Origin of the sequence: Pseudanabaena sp. Chao 1811 (assembly GCF_027942295.1) — a bacterium.
Classification (GTDB): Bacteria; Cyanobacteriota; Cyanobacteriia; order Pseudanabaenales; family Pseudanabaenaceae; genus Pseudanabaena.
On record NZ_CP101416.1, the window covers coordinates 2,192,533 to 2,209,253 of the forward strand.

Annotated in this window: 14 protein-coding genes and 2 pseudogenes; 7 read left to right on the forward strand and 9 right to left on the reverse strand. The window is 41.1% G+C overall.

The window, feature by feature from the left end; all coding sequences use genetic code 11:
• Nucleotides 1-666: 666 nt before the first annotated feature.
• The gene (gene fabD / locus NMG48_RS10025; protein ID WP_271255081.1) at nucleotides 667-1,548 is read left to right on the forward strand and encodes an ACP S-malonyltransferase; all 882 of its coding nucleotides are present in this window, start codon (nucleotides 667-669) and stop codon (nucleotides 1,546-1,548) included.
• 95 nt (nucleotides 1,549-1,643) lie between these two features.
• Here the strand turns inward: fabD and NMG48_RS10030 are convergent, their stop codons facing one another.
• The 6 genes from NMG48_RS10030 to NMG48_RS10055 all read right to left on the reverse strand — a co-directional run bounded on the left by NMG48_RS10030 (nucleotide 1,644) and on the right by NMG48_RS10055 (nucleotide 11,442).
• Nucleotides 1,644-3,983, reverse strand: a complete 2,340-nt coding sequence (locus NMG48_RS10030; RefSeq protein WP_271255082.1) for an EAL domain-containing protein — start codon at nucleotides 3,981-3,983, stop codon at nucleotides 1,644-1,646.
• A gap of 657 nt (nucleotides 3,984-4,640) precedes the next feature.
• On the reverse strand, nucleotides 4,641-5,075 hold the full coding sequence (locus tag NMG48_RS10035; protein WP_126384280.1) for a response regulator: 435 nt from the start codon (nucleotides 5,073-5,075) through the stop codon (nucleotides 4,641-4,643).
• Nucleotides 5,076-5,132: 57 nt separating this feature from the next.
• A complete protein-coding gene (locus NMG48_RS10040) occupies nucleotides 5,133-8,573 on the reverse strand; it encodes a PAS domain-containing protein (protein WP_271255083.1) in 3,441 nt (1,146 codons plus the stop codon).
• 80 nt (nucleotides 8,574-8,653) lie between these two features.
• On the reverse strand, nucleotides 8,654-10,045 hold the full coding sequence (glmM, locus tag NMG48_RS10045; RefSeq protein WP_271255084.1) for a phosphoglucosamine mutase: 1,392 nt from the start codon (nucleotides 10,043-10,045) through the stop codon (nucleotides 8,654-8,656).
• A 366-nt stretch (nucleotides 10,046-10,411) separates the two neighbouring features.
• A complete protein-coding gene (clpP, locus tag NMG48_RS10050) occupies nucleotides 10,412-11,008 on the reverse strand; it encodes an ATP-dependent Clp endopeptidase proteolytic subunit ClpP (RefSeq protein WP_126384272.1) in 597 nt (198 codons plus the stop codon).
• 119 nt (nucleotides 11,009-11,127) lie between these two features.
• Nucleotides 11,128-11,442, reverse strand: coding sequence for a hypothetical protein (locus NMG48_RS10055; protein WP_271255085.1), 315 nt, complete (start codon nucleotides 11,440-11,442; stop codon nucleotides 11,128-11,130).
• Nucleotides 11,443-11,597: 155 nt separating this feature from the next.
• Between NMG48_RS10055 and NMG48_RS10060 the strand changes: the two are divergent.
• The 4 genes and pseudogenes from NMG48_RS10060 to NMG48_RS10075 all read left to right on the forward strand — a co-directional run.
• A pseudogene (locus NMG48_RS10060) lies at nucleotides 11,598-11,759 on the forward strand (AbrB/MazE/SpoVT family DNA-binding domain-containing protein); the annotation flags it as partial.
• A 59-nt stretch (nucleotides 11,760-11,818) separates the two neighbouring features.
• Nucleotides 11,819-12,187: a helix-turn-helix domain-containing protein gene (locus NMG48_RS10065; RefSeq protein ID WP_271251623.1), complete on the forward strand. Its 369-nt coding sequence runs from the start codon at nucleotides 11,819-11,821 to the stop codon at nucleotides 12,185-12,187.
• 29 nt (nucleotides 12,188-12,216) lie between these two features.
• Nucleotides 12,217-12,765 (forward strand): annotated as a pseudogene (locus tag NMG48_RS10070) (transposase); the annotation flags it as partial.
• Nucleotides 12,766-12,878: 113 nt separating this feature from the next.
• On the forward strand, nucleotides 12,879-13,214 hold the full coding sequence (locus tag NMG48_RS10075; protein ID WP_271255087.1) for a type II toxin-antitoxin system PemK/MazF family toxin: 336 nt from the start codon (nucleotides 12,879-12,881) through the stop codon (nucleotides 13,212-13,214).
• 79 nt (nucleotides 13,215-13,293) lie between these two features.
• On the opposite strand, the gene NMG48_RS10080 is transcribed toward NMG48_RS10075, so the two are convergent.
• A complete protein-coding gene (locus tag NMG48_RS10080) occupies nucleotides 13,294-13,515 on the reverse strand; it encodes a hypothetical protein (RefSeq protein ID WP_271255088.1) in 222 nt (73 codons plus the stop codon).
• A 146-nt stretch (nucleotides 13,516-13,661) separates the two neighbouring features.
• Between NMG48_RS10080 and NMG48_RS10085 the strand changes: the two genes are divergently transcribed.
• Complete coding sequence (locus NMG48_RS10085) at nucleotides 13,662-15,644, forward strand: DUF262 domain-containing protein (protein WP_271255089.1); 1,983 nt, start codon at nucleotides 13,662-13,664, stop codon at nucleotides 15,642-15,644.
• 79 nt (nucleotides 15,645-15,723) lie between these two features.
• Here the strand turns inward: NMG48_RS10085 and mazF are convergent, their stop codons facing one another.
• Both mazF and NMG48_RS10095 read right to left on the reverse strand, forming a co-directional pair.
• Nucleotides 15,724-16,059, reverse strand: a complete 336-nt coding sequence (gene mazF / locus NMG48_RS10090; RefSeq protein ID WP_271255090.1) for an endoribonuclease MazF — start codon at nucleotides 16,057-16,059, stop codon at nucleotides 15,724-15,726.
• Nucleotides 16,053-16,295 carry an AbrB/MazE/SpoVT family DNA-binding domain-containing protein gene (locus tag NMG48_RS10095; protein ID WP_271255091.1) on the reverse strand — a complete coding sequence of 81 codons (243 nt, stop codon included), beginning with the start codon at nucleotides 16,293-16,295 and terminating at the stop codon, nucleotides 16,053-16,055. Before NMG48_RS10095 ends, mazF begins: the two co-directional genes overlap by 7 nt.
• Before the next feature lie 168 nt (nucleotides 16,296-16,463).
• On the opposite strand from NMG48_RS10095, the gene NMG48_RS10100 reads away from it, so the two are divergent.
• A complete protein-coding gene (locus tag NMG48_RS10100) occupies nucleotides 16,464-16,712 on the forward strand; it encodes a hypothetical protein (RefSeq protein ID WP_271255092.1) in 249 nt (82 codons plus the stop codon).
• Nucleotides 16,713-16,721: the final 9 nt, after the last annotated feature.

The following is a 16,721-nucleotide window of genomic DNA, read 5'->3' on the forward strand; positions in this document are numbered from 1 at the left end:
CACCCCCCTATCTACACTCTACTTATATACACACTTTTATATAGATTGCCTTTTGCTCAAAAACGAGGACTGTCTTTGGAAAAGATGCTCTAGAGAGATGTGTAGGTTTTGTGTATTAGGATGCAAATTTTTAAAATAGCCTAGGCAATTCTTAAAATTTGCTACTAAGAATATTCTTAACCTTGTAAATATTTTATCAATTTAATTAGATCAATGTGCATTAGATTAAGCTGCACTGATAGCGTTTTCTTGGTTAGTGAAGTAGGGGGCTGTTTTCCCTCCTTTGGCGGGGAAACAAATCTCTGTAACTCGCTTGTTTGAAAAGCTCTAAGTAAACGCGAGTGCGGGATAATTTGAAACGGGCTTTGAGAGAGGGGTTGCTACGCAACCCCTCTCTCAAAGCCCCAAATTTGTCAGCTTAACTCGAACTGACGTTGATATGGCTTCTTCATGCATAAATTGTTTTTAGGATGATTTGATGAAATTTGGTAAGGGAGAATTTCGCCACAACCAAGATGGTGTAAGCACTTCACCGACAATTCCTCCTGCCAATGTTAAATATATGCGAAGATCAATAACTAACTGATTTTTAACAAAGGTGATCAGCGGCGCTTGGTGCTGCCAATCCTAACTCTCAGATCATTACTAAAAAAATACTGATAAAAAATGACAAAAAATGTATGGATATTTCCCGGACAGGGATCGCAAGCTGTAGGCATGGGCTTAGATCTAGCGGAAGTGGGCAAGGATAAATTTGCTAAGGCAGAGCAAATTCTTGGTTGGTCAATTTTAGAAAAGTCGCAAACTGATGCCGCCGAACTTTCTAAAACGCAATTTACTCAGCCTAGTTTGTATGTAATATCCGCAATTCTTGCCGATGTCCTAAAAGCTAAAGGAGCAAAACCCGATGCCGTAACAGGGCATAGCTTGGGTGAATATAGTGCGCTCTATGCGGCGGGTGTGGTGGACTTTGCCACAGGTTTAGAATTAGTCAAACAGCGATCGCTACTGATGTCAGAGGCAAGCGGTGGGGCAATGACCGCTTTGATTGGTTTTGATCGCACACAATTAGAAACAGCGATCGCCCAAACCGAAAATGTCATTCTTGCCAATGACAATAGCGCCGATCAAGTCGTCATTTCAGGAACAGAAGCTGCTGTCAAATCGATTGTGGCACAGGTAAAAACGAAGCGGGCGATCCCTCTAGCTGTGAGTGGGGCGTTTCATTCCCCCCTCATGGCAGAGGCATCGGCGAAGTTTGCGACAATTCTCGAACGGACAATCTTTAATGATGCGGAAATCCCTGTGATTTCTAATGTTGAGCCAAATGGTGCTACGACATCAGGACAGGCTCTGCGCGCTCTCCTCACTCAACAGATGACCTCCCCCGTGCGTTGGCGCGAAGTATGTTTGTATCTCGCTGAGCAAGGCTATGAACAAGCGATCGAAGTTGGTACAGGCAAGGTTTTGACAGGACTAGTCAAGCGTACTGCACCAAGCTTAGCCCTAGTAAACATTAGTACTCTAGAAAAGGCGATCGCCTTTTAAGTAGCTCAGCATAGCTATAAACCAAACCCAGATGGTTGTACCGCCTGCTACGCGGGCGGTACAACCATCCAATAAAGGGAGCGCTAGCGCTCCCTTTATCGTAATAAAGCTGCGATCTCCTCTGCTTCTAAAGGCTTAAATAGATAATATCCCTGACAAGCATGGCAATTATTTATCTCCAAAAAGTCTAACTGTTCCGCCGTCTCTACCCCCTCGGCAATCACATTTAACCCCAGATTGATCCCTAAAATAATAATCGCTTTGACGATTTCACAATGTTCAGACTCATTTTTAAGACTTGTAATAAATGAACGATCAATTTTGAGAGTATGGATGGGAAAACGATGCAAATAGCTTAACGAAGAATAGCCTGTCCCAAAATCATCAATACAAACTTGAATATTTCTGGCATTGAGATCGCTTAAAATTTGTGTCGCTAAGGAAGTTTTTTCAATTAAGATACTTTCCGTAACTTCTATCTTTAAATGAGAGCTATCTAGATTGCTACTTTCTAGTATTTGTTCTATTTTACGAATCAAATCTGGCTTAGTGAAGTGCTTCCCAGATAAGTTAACATTGATTGTCATAGTTTTTGCTAGAGGAAACTGAGCTTGCCACTTGTGTAGTTGGGTGCAAGCCTCTTGCAATACCCAAAAGTCGATCGCCCCAATGAGTCCGATATCCTCCGCAAGGGGAATAAATTCCGCAGGTGAAATCAAACCATCCTCAGGATGTTGCCAACGCACAAGAGCTTCAAACCCTAGTATCTGTGATGATTTCAGACAAATAATTGGTTGGTAATATACTCGTAGCTCTTGTCGTTCAATTGCTCTTCGCAACTCATTCTCTAAGCGGAGCTTTTTGAGCGCTTCTTTGTGCATTGCGGGATTAAAGATTTCATACCGCTCCCTACCCTGTTCCTTTGCCTGATACATTGCGGTGTCTGCATCACGCAGTAGTTGATCAGGTTGGGTGTATTCACTGGAACTGAGCGCAATACCAATACTAGTACTTATAAATACTTCATTACCATCCAAGGATATTGGAACCTTTAAAGCATCCTGAATTCTATGGACAACTTCAATGACATTATCAAGCTCTTGAATGTCTTCCAGCAACATCACAAACTCATCACCGCCTAGCCGCGCTACCGTATCACCACCCCTCAAGCAGTCAATTAAGCGATTTGCCACAACCTTGAGCAACTGATCGCCTGCTAAATGTCCGAGGCTATCATTGATCACCTTAAACCGATCTAAATCTAAGAAGAGAACTGCAAACTTATCGGTAAGACCTTCGGAATTGAGATGCGATCGCCTTTGTAATAGTTGTAAAGCATGACTAAGGCGATCGAGGAATAAGGCTCGATTTGGCAAACCTGTTAACACATCATGAAACGCATCATGGCGAAGTTGCTCTTCCATCCTTTTGCGCTCCATCAGTTCAGATTGTGCATTTTGATAAAGTTCTGATTGATGAATGGCGATCGCACATTGATCGGCGATTTCTTTAACTAGAGATAGTTCGTTATCTGTCCAAATACGTTCGCGATCATTTTGATAAATACTAATGCCCCCAAAATAAACTTGTTGATAAAACAGTGGTGTCAGTACAAATGATTGCACACCAGAGTTATTAGCAATTTGGCGAACTTCTTCCTTTACAATCTCATTGATTTGATGGATTGCAATCTGCTTTCCCCTTATTAAGTCGGCATGATAATTGGTGAAAAAGTCGCATGGTAGTCCCAGCATCTTCTTATTATTATTATTGGGATCATTGTTTTCATTATTCACATAACTTACAAGTATTTGTTGGTCGCTATTTGGCTGAAGGATCAAGCAATAGGTGGCTTGTAGAGCCTCATGTAAGAGATTTGCCGTTGTTTGCAAGACATCCTCTAAAACCAAAGTTTCCCGCATCGCTTGGACAATACGATTAATGATGGTTTCCCGCCATGCTTGCTGTTCAATTTTGGCGATCGCTTCTTTTTGTTGACGGCGCAGTGTAAATTCTTGCAAGGCGCGTTCTAGCACACTGGGCAACCGAAACAACCGATCCTTGAGAACATAATCAGTCATTCCTGCCTTGATACATTCTACTGCTGCCTCTTCCCCTAAGCTCCCCGTAATTAAGATAAAAGGAATATCTTGACCTGATGCTTTGAGTAATTTAAAAGCCTGTAATCCGTTAAAACTAGGTAATCGGTAATCCGAAAGTACAACATCGTAGGTTGCACTGTGCAAATATTTCTGGCACTCAACTAGGGTCGCTGTTACATCATAGGTGAAAGATATATTTGCTGATTCGAGCGTCAGTAAGATTAACTCCACATCCGCCTCAACATCTTCAATCATCAAAATATGCAGCGATCGCTGTGATCGTTGTTCGGTTGACCCCGCAAATTCTCCAAACTCTGATATCACATTGCTCATGGTTTACAGACAAAGACACAAGTTTAGAGCTTTGAAATTTTTGTCTCGCCTTAGACAAAACAAAAACTCAAAAGCCTTACTGCAATTGATTTTTTGTTTCCAAATGACTGTATACCCCTTTGAAAACTGCTATAGCTAAGTTAGATCTTAAATATTTATAGCAGTGCGTAATCTTGGGAGTTACAGACAAGAAGGCTGACACCTCCTATTTTACCCAGATATTCATTATCTCATCGCGTACTTTCCCAGTGCATGAATTATAAAACTTGTATTCCTACCGATAGAGGAACACAAATCTAGCCTTCGATAGACTGGAAAATGCTATAGATCTGAAAATTGCTATTAATGAAGCATTAAGTATTGATGCCTGACTTCAAGTATATCTAAAAAGAATAAGTGCCTGAACGAATTAAATATAAAAACTCAAAAGCTATGATTTAACCTGCACGTTTACTACATTTTTTGGCTTTTGTAATTAACGTCAGTTCGATATTGTCATTTACGCCGTGCCTTGCATAGCGTAAATGTAAGAATCGCTTAGCGATTCTTACCATTTCTCGCTTAACTCAAACTGACGTTAATTAAACGTCAGTTTTGCCTCCTATCTCAAAGAGGTACATAAACCAAAAATCTGGCTCTTTATCAAATCGGAGAACTCTAAGTGCTGGATGGTAACTGATTGAGCATCATCCAGTAAAATCCTACTTGGCGCGACATCTCCACAAATTGCTGGAAGTCTAAAGGCTTGACAATGTAGCTATTAACTCCTAAATCGTAACAAGCTTTTAAATCACGATTTTCCGCAGAGGAAGTCATCACCACAACTACAAGATTATGGGTACGGGGAGAACTCCGAATCATCTCTAATACCTGAATACCATCAATCTTTGGTAGCTTTAAATCTAAAAGTACTAGTTTTGGCAATGGTTGAATGGGAGGATTACCATCGCGTCCAAATAGATAATGAATTGCTTGTTCACCATCTGAGGCGATATCAATTTTATTAACAAAGTTATAACTATCTAAAGCTAATTGAATTAGCTCGACATCATTAGGATCATCTTCAACTAGTAGAATTTGAGTTGGTTCCATATACATAGCCTGTGATATTTTCTAAAACATTTCAACAATGCACAATCTAAAGTTTGATTAAAGTTTGATAAAAAAGGTTGCGCCTTGATTAGGATATCCTTCTGCCCAAATGGAGCCACCATGACGTTGGATAATGCGTTGAACGATCGCTAAGCCGATTCCTGTTCCTTCAAAGTCTTTTTCGTTATGTAACCTTTGAAAAACTCCAAAAAGTTTATCCGCATATTCCATTTGAAAACCTACGCCATTATCTTTAATTCTAATTGTCTGATCTGGTAGACTATCAATCTCGATCCGAGGTTGGGGTTGATTGCGGCTAAATTTGATAGCATTGCCGATGAGATTGCGAAAAACCTGCTGCAAAAGTGTCGGATCGCCAACGGTATTGGGTAAGTCCCCGATCATAAACTCCACGAGGGAATTATGGTTAGGATCGCTGCGAACAATCTCGATCGCCTCATCAACTAGTTCACGAATTGATATTGGTTTGGACTCTAATGGCTTTCTTCCGTAGCGAGACAAAATCAGCAACCCATCGATTAAATTCCCCATTTTTTGACTACTGCTATCAATTACCTGCAAGTAATGCGTAATTTTGGGGTCATTTAACAACTCCTGTCTTTTTAGATGCTGTTGTAATGCATTTGCAAATCCATTGATATGACGTAATGGCGCTCGGAGATCATGGGAGACAGAGTAACAAAAGGATTCTAATTCTCGATTGGTATTTTCTAGTTGTCTTGATGTTTGCAAGATTTTAGCTTCAGATTGCTTTTGAGCGCTAATGTCTGTAACTCTGACTAGGTTGATAGTTTGACCAGCCACGATAATTTGCTTAACTGCGAGATTACCCCAAAAGCGGTGACCTTTGAGACTGATATAGACAATTTCTTGACTCCAAAAACCTTTGGTTGACAGTTCTAAATTAATTTGCTCCAGTTCTGCTGAAGAAAATTGATATTCTTGTAGGATATGCCCTTCGATTCCCATTAGTTCTGATTTGTCCGAAGCTTCAAACAAATGGACAGCAGGAAGATTGCAGTCAGTAGTTACTAATGTGTGAGGATCGACTAGAAATAGGGCATCCGTAGATTCGTTAAAAATAGCTTCACGCAAATCGTGACTACGCTTTAATTCTGCTTCTGCTAACTTGCGAGCAGTGATGTCAAAGTTGATGCCAATCATCTTCTTTGGTTTTCCTTCTCTATTTCTCTGAATTAGGGCATAGGCTTTAATATGGCGGATGCTATCGTCAGGGAGTATAATCCGAAACTCGATATCGAAATCTTTTGCCCCTTGGAAGGCTAGTTGGATTGCGGATTCAGCGCTTGCTTGATCGCTTGGATGCAGACAATTTGCCCAAGTTAAATAAGTATTAGTAGATTTGTCGGGGACAACTCCATAAAGTTCATACATCCGTTCATCCCAGAGGAGAATATTGTTAGGGACATCCCATTCCCAAATGCCAATCGCTGCTGATTTTAAGGCGAGCGTTAAGCGATCGGTGAGATTTTGGAGATTTTGCTCAGCAATTTTGCTATCGGTAATATCAATAGCAGTGCCGATGATGTGAGTTAATTGTCCTGAGTTGTCATACACCATTTCTCCCTTGGCTAATATGTAGACTAATCTGCCGTTAGGTTGAATGATGCGATGTTCTAGGTCGTAGGCTTTCTGATGATTGATGGCTGTTTGGACTGTATGATGAAAATGTTCCCAGTCATCTGGATGGATATATTGCTGAAGTTCTTCATAACTGGGCGGCACTGTATTAGGCTCTAGTCCATAAATCCGAAATACTTCTTCTGACCAAGTGAGAACCCCTGTACTGACTTCAAATTCCCAACTACCTAACTTCCCGATCCGCTGAGCCGTTTTGAGATGGGTATCGGTTTTGATTAACTGTGCTTCGGCTAACTTGCGATTGGTAATATCAAAGTTGATTCCGAGCATCCGTTGGGGTATACCCTCATCATTACGTTGGACAGTCGCATAGGCTTTGATATAGCGAATACTGCCATCCTGTAGCACGATCCGAAATTCGGGTTCGTAGTCTTTTGCGCCACTTAAAGCTAGCTGTACCTCGTTCTCAGCAAATTGGCGATCGCTCGGATGAACGCGACTCGCCCATGCTAAATAGGCATCAGGCTCATGATCGGGGTTTACGCCATAGAGTTCATAGGTGCGTTCATCCCAAATTAGACAATTGTTGGCAATATTCCATTCCCAAATGCCAATGGATGCAGATTTTAAGGCAAGGGTGAGACGATCGGTGACATTTTGAAGCTCTTGTTCAGTTTGTTTGCGATCGGTAATGTCACGCACAATTACTAAGAGTTCATTTTCACAATAGGGAGCAATTCGTACTTCTTCATAGACAGTTTTGCCAAATTTCGTTAACTGATGTTCATAGATTTGTACTTCTCCTGTAGCGATCGCAGTTTCATATATCTTTAACTGAGTTTGGAGATCCTCTGGCTCTAATACTTCTGAGATGTGATGTTGGATTGGTAAATATTTAGACTTGTTTTGAGATGAAGGCATGATGCACTGTAGACAAGTGCCATCGGGCTTGAGCAAGAGTAATAGATCGGGCAAGGCATGAAGAATCGCTAGATTTCGGGCTTCGCTTTGGAGTAAATCAATACTACTTTGTTCAATTCGTTTCTCTAGTTCGAGATTAAGTTGTTGCAGGGATAGTTCTGATTGTTTGAGTTCCGTGATATCTCGCCCCACTGACTGAATTTCAACCAGTTTACCCTGAGCATTAAAAATCCCTTGATTAATCCATTGTGTCCAGCCGATTTGACCATCAGCACGACGGTCACGATTGACAGCAATAAAACTGGCTTGATCTGGACTGAGCAAATCTATATTGGTTAGGACTCTTTGTAAGTCATTGGGATCAGCAAAATCAATCCATTTCTGACCTAAAACTTGATCTAAGCCACATCCCAATATGTTACAAATAGCTTCATTCGCAAAGATGATCGTAGTGTCAGGTAGTGAACGCAAAATTAAGTCAGTTTGTCTTTGAATAAGGTCATAGTAACGACTTTCCCCCTCCAAAATAATTTCTATTTCCTGATGCTTTTTACTCTCGACTTTATACTGATCACTAATTTCAGTGGCGATCGCATCAAGGCGAATAGGCAAGCCTGAGTCATCTTTAAAGATTTTCCAACGTACCGAAAACCCGCATCTTTTGCCGTTGGGCATTTGCAACTGATAACTGAGATGCGATGAGCCTGATGTTTGAGCTTGGGCGATCGCCTCCTGCATTTTGGGCTGATCTTCAATAGCGATCGCCTCTAACCAAAGCTGCGAATTGGCAAGTAATTCTTCGCGATCGCATTGATAAATTTGGACAGCAGTTGCATTGAAATAAATGGGAGTGAGATCGGGCAGAGCCAGTGACCAAATCATCGCGTCAAGGTTATCCATGATCTGATTTCCCCAACTTTCAGACGGATGGATGAATGCTTGGACGTGACTCATATCTGAACTCAAGCGGCAACGGCTATATTTATTATAGGTAACATGTCTAAAAAAATAGGGAGCCTTAGCTCCCCATATCTTTAAACCTTGACTAGTTGTTTTTCTATTAGTCCCGTGAGGCTATTTGTCCAATGGGTCGCCAGATCAAGAGTTTCAGCTTCCACCATGACCCGCATTAATGGCTCTGTACCTGAAGCACGGACTAAGACTCTACCGCGATCGCCTAAGTCCTGTTCTGCTAAAGCGATCGCCTGAACGAGCGCGTCACAGGTTTGCCAATTGCGGCGCAATTCCCGATCCTCGACGCGCACATTTTTGAGCAATTGGGGATAGGGATGGAAACTTTGATCCATTAATTCAGCAAGAGGTGCTTTTTGCTTTGCAAGAGCCGCCAGATGCAAAGCGGCAAGTAAACCATCACCACTCACGGCGTAGTGACGACATAGCACATGACCCGACTGTTCGCCACCGAGCATTGCGCCCGATCGCACCATTTCGGCATGGACATATTGATCGCCCACGGCAGTACGCACTAAGTTACCGCCTAGTTTTTGCCATGCTCTTTCAAAGCCGAGATTTGCCATCACTGTCGTGACGATCGCACTGTCGGGCAGTTGATTTTTTTCCATTAGCTCCTGACCCCAGAGATACAGGATGTAATCGCCATCAACAACACGCCCATTACTATCCACAGCCAAGACGCGATCGGCATCGCCATCAAAGGCAAAGCCCATATCTGCGCCATGTTCTTTCACGGCGGCGCGGAGGGGTTCGAGATGGGTGGAGCCGCAATTAACATTAATGCGATCGCCATCGGGTTCTTGGTGGAGGCAAATCACCTCTGCGCCCAAGTTACGAAATACCTCTAGGGAAACGCGAGTAGCCGAGCCATGAGCCAGATCGAGGACGACTTTGATGCCTTGTAAGTCTGTCGCGATCGAGTTTTGCAGAGAATCTTGATAGTCAGAAATTAGATGAGCTTTCTCGTGATACTTGCCCCAATCCGTAGAGGAATTAACAAGATCGGCGTGAAGTCTGGATTCGAGCAAAGCTTCGATCGCCTGTTGCGTTTCGCTACAAAGCTTTGTGCCATTGTCGCCAAAGAACTTAATGCCATTGTCTTCGGGGGGGTTATGGCTAGCGGAAATCATTACGCCGCCAAAGATTTCGGGGGAGTTGGCAGTGAGATAAGCAACCGCAGGCGTAGGACATAGCCCTATATGCCACACATCCCAACCTGCTGCCGTCAAACCTGCGGAAATTGCTGCCGATAGCATATCGCCCGATGTCCGAGAATCTTGCCCGATCGCAATTACCTTTGCTACCTTTACTGAAGCATTAAGGCGATCGCGCTCCAATTCCACTCGCTCTTTTAAAATTTTACCCGCACTAATCCCCACTTCTAGGGCTAATGGGGCTGTCAAAAAACTACCGACATGTCCACGAATGCCATCCGTACCAAACAATTTCATAACCTAAACTCCACACACCAGACAGTATTTTGATGAACTCTGAGGAGGTTGGCTCCGTAGGAGCCAACCTGCTAGAAAATTTTGATGACCTTTTATCCAATTCAACCTGCAACTAATGTTACGTGGAAGGTTGTAAAGCCCTCACCCCTAGCCCCTCTCCCGCAGGAGAGGGGAACAAGAAAATAATATGGGCTTTGCTCCCCTTCTCCTGCGGGAGAAGGGGTTGGGGGATGAGGGTTCCACGTAACATTAGTTGCACGAGGCAACTTGATAGAAATTAATGACCTATATATTTCTAATCAAGTTGCCATGAAAGTCAATAGCAATAAACAAGAAGGCTCACATCGTGAGCCTTCTTATAAAAAACTATGCTGCAACTTCAAACTTTGGGCGTTGATTAACCACTTCATCGATCAATCCGTAAGCCTTTGCCTCATCGGGAGCCATGAAGAAATCGCGATCGGTATCCTCAGCAATGCGATCGATGGGCTGACCAGTATGGAAAGCCATCAACTCATTCAGACGATTCTTGTGATACAGGATTTCCTTAGCTTGGATTTCGATATCTGTGGCTTGCCCCTGTGCGCCGCCAAGAGGTTGGTGAATCATGATACGGGTATGGGGCAAAGATAGTCTCTTGCCCTTTGCGCCACCAGTGAGCAAGAAAGCCCCCATACTTGCCGCCAGACCGACACAAATGGTCGAAACATCAGGGCGAATGTGCTGCATCGTATCGTAAATTGCCATACCTGCGGTCACAGATCCCCCAGGGGAGTTGATATACAAGAAAATATCTTTTTCGGGATCGTCGGCTTCGAGGAAAAGCAACTGAGCAACAATGATGTTGGCAATGCTGTCGTCAACCTGTTGCCCCAAAAATACGATCCGCTCCCGCAGCAGGCGCGAAAAAATATCAAAGGCTCTTTCGCCACGACCAGACTGTTCGATTACGGTTGGGATCATAATTAATCTTTACGGTTTACTCTCAGTCTATTGTACTGATATGTAAACACCGAGAACCTCTCTCTCTATTCGGATTTCACCCCGCTAACCAAAAGATGGCGCTTCGCGCCATCTTTTGGTTAATTATGGCGATCGCGATAAATTGCCTTAGAAACGCGATTTTGTTCGCGAGTGAGACGGGCGGCTTCTTGACTGCTCAAATGTCCATCCTTGAGATAATTGCGACGTTGGGCTTCGATACGTGCCTCACGTCTTTCTAGATTTAGGTATTCGCGCTGGCTGATTGTGCCTTGTTGCACGCCTTTATAAATGCGTTCCTGTTGATTAACTTCGCGATTATAGATTGTGCCTGCGGAGGCGGAACTGGGATTAACTAGGCTGAAGGTGCTAACTACTGAAGTAATGGCAAGAATTGGCAGAATCAAGCTTTTCATAATGTTACCTTTGGCGATCGCCTTGAATCGAATGTTTAACGATTTACGCTGATTTAGACATTTGCCCCTAGCCAAAAGGTTCAAGTTATTTTTTGCGGTAATGACGCTTGAGTTTTTTGCTAATGTTATATTTAAATATAACTAATAAAGAAGTTATGCACACCACAAATCTCCGTAAAGTCGGTGGCTCGATCATGTTAGCGATTCCTCCCGCCGTTCTCGAAATTTTGAACCTACAATCAGGTACAACTGTGGGGGTTGCGGTTGATAATGGCAGACTGATTATTGAACCTCAACTAAAACCACAATACAGCCTATTGAGGGAAAGAGTAGTACAAGATAAGCTAGGATAGCAAAACCCAAAAGAGAGTAAAAAATGGCACCTTACTCACTAGATCTCAGAGAAAAGATCGTAGCAAACTACGAAGCAGGAAATACATCGATTCGGGAAGTAGCGAAGCAATTTCAAGTCGCGACGAAAACAGTGCAAAAACTACTGAATCAATACCGAGAGACAGGAGAACTAAACCACAAACCATTAGGTAGTCCAATCAAAAGTCCCCTCGAAGCGCATCAGGAGAAAATCCTCGAAATTGTCTCAGAGCATCCAGATTGGACACTATGGCAGTACTGTGAAGAAGTAGCAGAACAAACAGGAGTATCAGTGACCACAGGCAGCATGTGCCGATTTTTCCAGAGGCATAACATCACTCTAAAAAAAAGACCTATCGCCATGAAAAGGTAAAAAGTGAGGCAGTACAACAGCAAAGATGTGAATTTTGGGAAGCATTGAATGAAGTGAAAGCTGAAGATCTGATTTGTATTGATGAAACGGGAGTATGGCAGGGGATGGAACGCTCTGTGGCAAGAAGTGAATGTGGCAAAAGAGTATTCAGTCTTCGTCCCTTTTACAAAGGTCAGAAATACACAATAATTGGCGCTATTTCAGTTGATGGGATTGTTTGCCTGAAAACGATTCAGGGTTCTATGAAAGGAGCAGATTTTCTCACCTTTGTCCAAGATGACCTAGTACCTAAATTACGTCCTGAGCATAGGATCATCATGGATAACCTCAACTGCCATAAAGTTGAGGGGGTCGCAAAAGCAATTACAGCGACAGGTGCTAAGATTTTGTACTTACCCACCTATTCTCCTGATTTTAATCCAATTGAGATGATGTGGTCGGTTCTCAAATATTTTATTAGATTGCTTAGACCTCATTCTCAAAAACTACTTCAGCATTTAATCAACGTTTTCCCTTACTTGTTAGAAAAAGATTTCTTCAAAAATTGGTTTACTAAGTGTTGTTACTGTACTACTTAATCCCTCAATGGACTGTATTCACTGGATGAGCTTTTAGCACAGTGCAATCCGAATGCGCCGATAACGGAAGATGATCGTATTTGGCTAGATGTCGAACCTGTGGGGAATGAACTGTGAAACGTGGTGATATTTATCTTGTTTCGCTTGATCCAACGGAAGGACATGAGCAACAAGGCTCTAGACCAGTTCTGATTGTCTCTCCTGAGAAATTCAATGCTTTAACCAAAGTTCCGATCGTGGTTCCAATTACATCGGGTGGAAGTTTTGCAAGAACCGCAGGTTTTGCTGTTTCTCTGGATGATGCTAGAACTCGCACTAAAGGTGTATTTCGTTGCGATCAACCCCGTCCTATTGACTTATCTGCTCGTAAGGCTCGAAAGTTGGAGAGTGTGCCAGATGCGATCGTTGATGATGTTTTGGCTAGGATTGTTACTCTATTTAGTCCCTAGTAATTTCGCGATCGCTAATGATGTCGAAGGTGCGATCGCCTATTCACTACAAGCTCAAATAATCTGATACAGAAGGGAATTATTTATCATCAGCAAGAATTGATTCTAATATTTCAGGGGTTAGTCCATTACGTGAGGCTTCATCTGCAAGAGCATCCATGCTTTGCATAAGTGATATTGTTTTTAGCTCTTGTTGTACTAATAGAGTAAATAAGTATTCAATTCTCTTTCGTTGCTCAGGAGTTATTTTGCTGTACTCTCTAGCAATGTTTTCATCTACTTGAATAGATATCATTTTCATTGTTTCTCTCTAATGATGAAATATCGGTTCGGAATTTGCTGTATTTTGTAAAATCGAAAAAATCTTATCTCTCAAAATTTGCTAGAATTATTAGGATTATAATCTGTAACATCTAAACCTTAAACAACATTGGGGATAACTGAGTAATGCAAGCATCTGAAACAAAACTACAACAAATTATCGAAGGCACAAAACAATATGTTGTACCTTTGTTTCAGCGTCCTTATAGCTGGAAAAAGTCTGAATGGCAAATGCTATGGGACGATCTTATCGAACTTAGTGAGTCTGACAATCCCCGCACTCACTTTATGGGTTCTATAGTCACAATACCCACAACTTCAATTCCTGAAGGTGTAAGTAAATACTTATTAATTGACGGTCAGCAACGTCTGACAACTATTTTTATCTTATTGTGCGCTATTCGCGATCGCGCAAAAGAAACGAAAGATGAAGAACTAGTTGCAGAAATCAATAATACGATCTTGGTTAATCCTTACAAAAAGGGGCTGGATTATTATAAATTGCAACCAACACAGATAGATCGTGAGGTCTTTCATAAGTTAATTAGAGCAGAATCTGAAGTCAATTCATCTGAAATACAAGAATGCTATAACTTCTTCTTAAGAAAAATCAGACAGAATCTTGCGGATATCTATAAAATCCATAAGATAATTTGTAACAATCTCTCAATTGTTAGTGTAGTCCTTAGTACCGAAGACGACCCTTATCTTGTTTTTGAGAGCCTCAACGCCAAAGGGCGGGCTTTAACTCAAGCAGATTTAATTCGCAATTACTTTTTTATGCGAATTCATTCAGATAATCAAGAATCCATCTATAAGCAATATTGGCAACCAATGGAAACGCTTTTAGGCGCAGGCTTAACTGAATTTATTCGACATTACCTCACTAAGGACACCATAGATGTCAAGCAAAATGAGATTTATTTACAAATTAAAGAGAAAATCAAACAAGATGATGCACTACCACATCTTCAGGACTTACATAAATTTGCAGACTACTATTCACGACTACTAAATCCAGAACTAGAAAACAACCCAAAAATTCGTAAATATTTAAAGCGTATTGATCGTTTAGAAGTTGCAACCGTTTATCCGTTTCTATTAAATTGCTATGAAGAATGGATACAAAATAAAATTTCTGAAGATGAATTCATATCTGTTTTCCAAACACTTGAAAACTTTATTTTGCGGCGTTTTGTTTGTGATGTTCAAACAAGAGGACTGAACAGAATTTTTGCCCTGCTATATTCTCAAATCATCAAAGATCCTAATGTTACTTCTGGTTCATTTGTTGAACGCCTCAAAATCATTCTTCAGTCTAAAGATTATCCAAAAGATAGTTCATTTAAGGAAAGATTGCTAGATGTTAAATTGTATGGAAGTAATCGAACTGAAAAGGCTAAATTAATATTAGAATCTCTTGAAGAATCATTTCAACATAAAGAACAAGTAGATCTTAGTAAAGTCTCAATAGAACATATAATGCCCCAAACCTTGAATAACTGGTGGAAAGACCATCTGGGCGAAGATTGGTCAATTACACATGATTTATTTCTTCATTCATTGGGAAATCTAACTCTGACAGCTTATAATTCTGAGCTTTCTAATTCTGATTTTATTACTAAAAGAAATGAATACAAGAAAAGTCATCTTGAACTAAATAAGTATTTTGAGAAATGTGATGTATGGAAAAGAGAAACTATTGAAACTAGAGCCGATTACTTAGCAAATCGTATCATTGAAATTTGGAGCTATTTTGGGGATGAATCTGTAGGAACAATTGAACCTAATGTATTAACTGGAAAAGTTCCTAAATTATTGTTCATGCTTGGAGAAGAATATTCAGTAAAAAGTTGGCGGGATGTTTTAGAGATTACTTTAAATAATATTGCTGAAATTGAGCCAGAGCATTTCAAAAAGATTATGGAACAGTTTCCTAGACTAGTAGGGGCTGATGAAAAAAGTTTTCGTAGTACTCGAAAATTAAAAAACGGTATATTTATTGAAACTAACTTGTCAGCTAAATATATTTATAGTTTGTGTTTACGTTCAATAGAAATCGCTGAGCTTTCTCTTCAAGATTGGTATGTTGACACAGTGAAATCATGATTTGTATATTTAGTGATCGCCTTGCTAATTCGTGATGAAGGATATAGGCGATCGCCTTGATTACCCCCCAAATTTGACACTAGGTTAATAACGCCTCAATTTTGCCGATAACTTCATCAATAATACTTACAGAAGCCTTCTCAATAAAATCGATCCTTCTCGCTTGCCAATCCAAACTCTTAATCTGATCCGCAAGAATCACTCCCTTAGTCTTAGTATCCGTGAGTAGAACCTCAAACTTCCATCCCTTAACTTTAGAAGTAATCGGACAAAGCAGAGCCAAATTTGACCTTTGATTATAGGCGATCGGCGAAATCACAAAAGCAGGACGATGCCCAGATTGTTCATGCCCAGCCTGTGGATCGAAATCTAACCAAACAATATCACCACGATCTGGAATGTATTGCTTTACCATGCCTCATTCCCAACAGAAACACCCGTAGAAGTTTCTGCATGGAGATGCTCGGAAGTCATCCCATCCAGCAATTCATCTAGAGTGTATTTTTTACGTCGATGCGGTGTCAAAACAATCTTGCCATCAATAATCTCAATATTGATTTCGCTTCCAGCCTGAATTTGTACCTGTTCAGCTATAGCTTGCGGAATGCGTACAGCTAAACTATTACCCCACTTCGCGATCGCGGCAGTCATAAAAATCACCGTCAATGTATCTATATTGTATCTACATTAGCTTAATTTACGATCTTTGGTTTCTTTGAAGGGATCGCCTTGCTAATTCGTGATGATAGATTTTAGGCGATCGCCTTAGCTACTGATGTTTTGCTAAACTACGAATAACTTAAGCGTGAGAAAAATAAAATGACCACCTTAGAAATAGCGATCGCCAAAATCAAAAATTTACCCGCCGAACAACATAACGAAGTGATTAGATTTATTGAGTTCCTAGAATTCAAAGTAAGTAAACCTAGTGATAGCCAAACAAACATAAGAACTGAGGAGAAAGAGATTTCTTTTGCTGAAGCTGCCAAAGACTTTATCGGTTGTTTAGATAGTAATCTCGAAGATTTATCTTATAACCCCAAATACATGGAAGGATTTGGTAAATAATGTCAAAAA

Bases quoted from the DNA above. Each gene is read 5' to 3' on its own strand.
- clpP (WP_126384272.1), bottom strand. From the start codon at position 11,008: ATGATCCCAACCGTAATCGAACAGTCTGGTCGTGGCGAAAGAGCCTTT.
- fabD (WP_271255081.1), top strand. From the start codon at position 667: ATGACAAAAAATGTATGGATATTTCCCGGACAGGGATCGCAAGCTGTA.
- NMG48_RS10035 (WP_126384280.1), bottom strand. From the start codon at position 5,075: ATGGAACCAACTCAAATTCTACTAGTTGAAGATGATCCTAATGATGTC.
- NMG48_RS10100 (WP_271255092.1), top strand. From the start codon at position 16,464: ATGACCACCTTAGAAATAGCGATCGCCAAAATCAAAAATTTACCCGCC.
- NMG48_RS10055 (WP_271255085.1), bottom strand. From the start codon at position 11,442: ATGAAAAGCTTGATTCTGCCAATTCTTGCCATTACTTCAGTAGTTAGC.
- mazF (WP_271255090.1), bottom strand. From the start codon at position 16,059: ATGGTAAAGCAATACATTCCAGATCGTGGTGATATTGTTTGGTTAGAT.
- NMG48_RS10030 (WP_271255082.1), bottom strand. From the start codon at position 3,983: ATGAGCAATGTGATATCAGAGTTTGGAGAATTTGCGGGGTCAACCGAA.
- NMG48_RS10085 (WP_271255089.1), top strand. From the start codon at position 13,662: ATGCAAGCATCTGAAACAAAACTACAACAAATTATCGAAGGCACAAAA.
- NMG48_RS10095 (WP_271255091.1), bottom strand. From the start codon at position 16,295: ATGACTGCCGCGATCGCGAAGTGGGGTAATAGTTTAGCTGTACGCATT.
- NMG48_RS10080 (WP_271255088.1), bottom strand. From the start codon at position 13,515: ATGAAAATGATATCTATTCAAGTAGATGAAAACATTGCTAGAGAGTAC.
- NMG48_RS10040 (WP_271255083.1), bottom strand. From the start codon at position 8,573: ATGAGTCACGTCCAAGCATTCATCCATCCGTCTGAAAGTTGGGGAAAT.
- glmM (WP_271255084.1), bottom strand. From the start codon at position 10,045: ATGAAATTGTTTGGTACGGATGGCATTCGTGGACATGTCGGTAGTTTT.
- NMG48_RS10065 (WP_271251623.1), top strand. From the start codon at position 11,819: ATGGCACCTTACTCACTAGATCTCAGAGAAAAGATCGTAGCAAACTAC.